Here is a 2,334-nt window from a genome sequence, read left to right on the forward strand (position 1 = left end):
GGCACCGGGCGGGCCTCAGGCGGCCTGCTCGCAGCCGCCACCGCACGGCCCGGTGTCCTGGGTGATGTCGGCATGGACCGTGCCGGGATGGTCGTGGTCGGCCGCATCCACCTCGACCGCCATCGGGCGCAGGCCCAGCCGCGCGAACAGGGCCAGGTCGCGTTCGGTGTCCGGGTTGCCGGTGGTCAGCAGCTTTTCCCCGTAGAAGATCGAGTTGGCCCCGGCCAGGAAGCACAGGGCCTGCAGCTCGTCGCTCATCGCCTCGCGACCGGCCGACAGCCGCACCATCGCGCGGGGCATGGCGATGCGGGCCACCGCGATCATCCGCACGAACTCGAACGGGTCCAGTTCCGCGGTGCCGTGCAGGGGCGTGCCGGCGACCTGCACCAGCCGGTTGATCGGCACCGAATCGGGGTGGGCCGGCAGGTTGGCCAGCGCCAGCAGCAGCCCGGCGCGGTGCTCGCGGGTTTCGCCCATGCCCACGATGCCGCCGCAGCAGGTCTTCAACCCGGCGTCGCGCACGTGGCCGAGCGTGTCCAGGCGGTCCTGGTACTGGCGGGTGTGGATGATCGAATCGTAATAGTCCGGTGCGGTGTCCAGGTTGTGGTTGTAGTAGTCCAACCCGGCCTCGCGCAGCGCCACGGCCTGGTCGCCACTGAGCATGCCCAGCGTGGCGCAGGTTTCCAGGCCCAGCGCTTTCACCTCACGGATCATCGCCGCCACCTTGGGGATGTCGCGTTCCTTGGGCGAACGCCAGGCCGCACCCATGCAGAACCGCGATGCGCCGGCCGCCTTGGCCTGCCGCGCCTTGGCCACCACGTCCTCGGTGGCCATCAGCTTCTGCGCGTCCACCCCGGTGCTGTAGCGCTGGGCCTGCGGGCAATACGCGCAGTCTTCGGGGCAGCCGCCGGTCTTGACCGACAGCAGCGTGGACACCTGCACCTGCGCCGGATCGAAGTGCTCGCGGTGCACGCTGGCGGCGCGGTGCAGCAGCACAGGCAACGGCAGCGCGAACAGGGCCAGCAGCTCCTCGCTGCGCCAGTCGTGGCGGATGTCGCTTGGCATGGAACAGCCCTCGGCGTGCAGGAACGGGGGCGGAAGTGTGGTCGCCGACCCAAGCTGCTGTCAACCAAATGTAGTTGGTCAAGGTTTACAGCCGGGTAGTGCCGGCCGCTGGCCGGCAACCCAGCCAACCCAAACCCTCTACAGTCTCCGCCCACGCACCCCCAAGGAGGCCGCATGACCCTGCCCCGTTTCACCTACCACCCCGACCCGATCGCCACCGGCAGCGTCGTCGCCTCCGCCACGGTCTGCGTCAGCTGCCATCAGGCGCGCGGCTACGTCTACACCGGCCCGGTGTATGCCGAAGAGGCGTACGACGCGGAGATCTGCCCGTGGTGCATCGCCGACGGTTCGGCCAGCGAGCGGCTCGATGCCAGCTTCACCGATCACGAAGGCATTGGCGGCGGCGGTGAGTGGGACGAAGTGCCGGAGGCGGTGGTCGAGGAAGTGGCACGGCGCACCCCGGGCTTCAGCGCCTGGCAGCAGGAAAAGTGGTGGACCCACTGCGGGGACGCGGGCCAGTTCATCGGCCGTGCCGGCCAGGCGGAACTACAGGCATTGGGTGCAGGTGCGATCGCCGCGATCCAGGACAGCACCGGGCTGGACGACGGCCCGCAGTGGGACCATTTCTTCGGCGCGCTGCGCAAGGACGGCTCACCCACCGCCTACATGTTCCGCTGCACGCAGTGTGGCGAACTGGGTGGCTACCAGGACTGCGATTGATCCGCGGGTGCGTCCGGTAGAAGGCTGACCGCACGCACCGGCACGCACCGACAGACACGCCTGGGGGCTGGCCGCCACGCTGGGGGCCTGCCTCTTCAAACGGTGATCGCGTGCTTTCCCGGGTGTCTGCTGCACTGACCTGGCTGGGCCAGCAGGCCCTGCCCCTGCGCTGCCTGGTCTGCGATGAACCTGGCAGCGCCGGGTTGGACCTGTGCGTGGCCTGCCACGCCGCCCTGCCGTGGAACGACCACGCCTGCCCGCTGTGCGCGCTGCCGCTGCCGGAGGGCACGCCTGCACTGCGCTGTGGCGTCTGCCTGCATGATCCGCCGCGGCACGCTGCCGCCGCTGCGGTGTTCCTGTACGCCGCGCCAGTGGACCAGCTGCTGCGGCGTTTCAAGTTCCACCACGACCTGGCTGCCGGGCGTCTGCTGTCGCAGTTGATGCTGCAGCGGGTGCCCCGTTTCGTCGACGGCCCGCTGGCCCCGATACCGCTGCACCGCCAGCGGCTGCGCACGCGCGGCTACGACCAGGGGTTGGAACTGACCCGGC

General features: G+C 70.0%; 3 protein-coding genes. 2 read left to right on the forward strand and 1 reads right to left on the reverse strand.

The features are described 5' to 3' along the window. Positions 1-15 precede the first annotated feature (15 nt). Positions 16-1,065, reverse strand: a complete 1,050-nt coding sequence (gene bioB, locus DBR34_RS08375) for a biotin synthase BioB (RefSeq protein WP_128096449.1) — start codon at positions 1,063-1,065, stop codon at positions 16-18. 174 nt (positions 1,066-1,239) lie between these two features. On the opposite strand from bioB, the gene DBR34_RS08380 reads away from it, so the two are divergent. Both DBR34_RS08380 and DBR34_RS08385 read left to right on the forward strand, forming a co-directional pair. Then, on the forward strand, positions 1,240-1,785 hold the full coding sequence (locus tag DBR34_RS08380; RefSeq protein WP_128096450.1) for a CbrC family protein: 546 nt from the start codon (positions 1,240-1,242) through the stop codon (positions 1,783-1,785). A 122-nt stretch (positions 1,786-1,907) separates the two neighbouring features. Next, positions 1,908-2,334, forward strand: a 427-nt coding sequence (locus DBR34_RS08385; protein ID WP_258223759.1) for a double zinc ribbon domain-containing protein, incomplete at its 3' end; no start/stop codon positions are given.

The organism is Stenotrophomonas sp. HMWF003 (assembly GCF_003061285.1).
Taxonomy (GTDB): domain Bacteria; phylum Pseudomonadota; class Gammaproteobacteria; order Xanthomonadales; family Xanthomonadaceae; genus Stenotrophomonas; species Stenotrophomonas maltophilia_AP.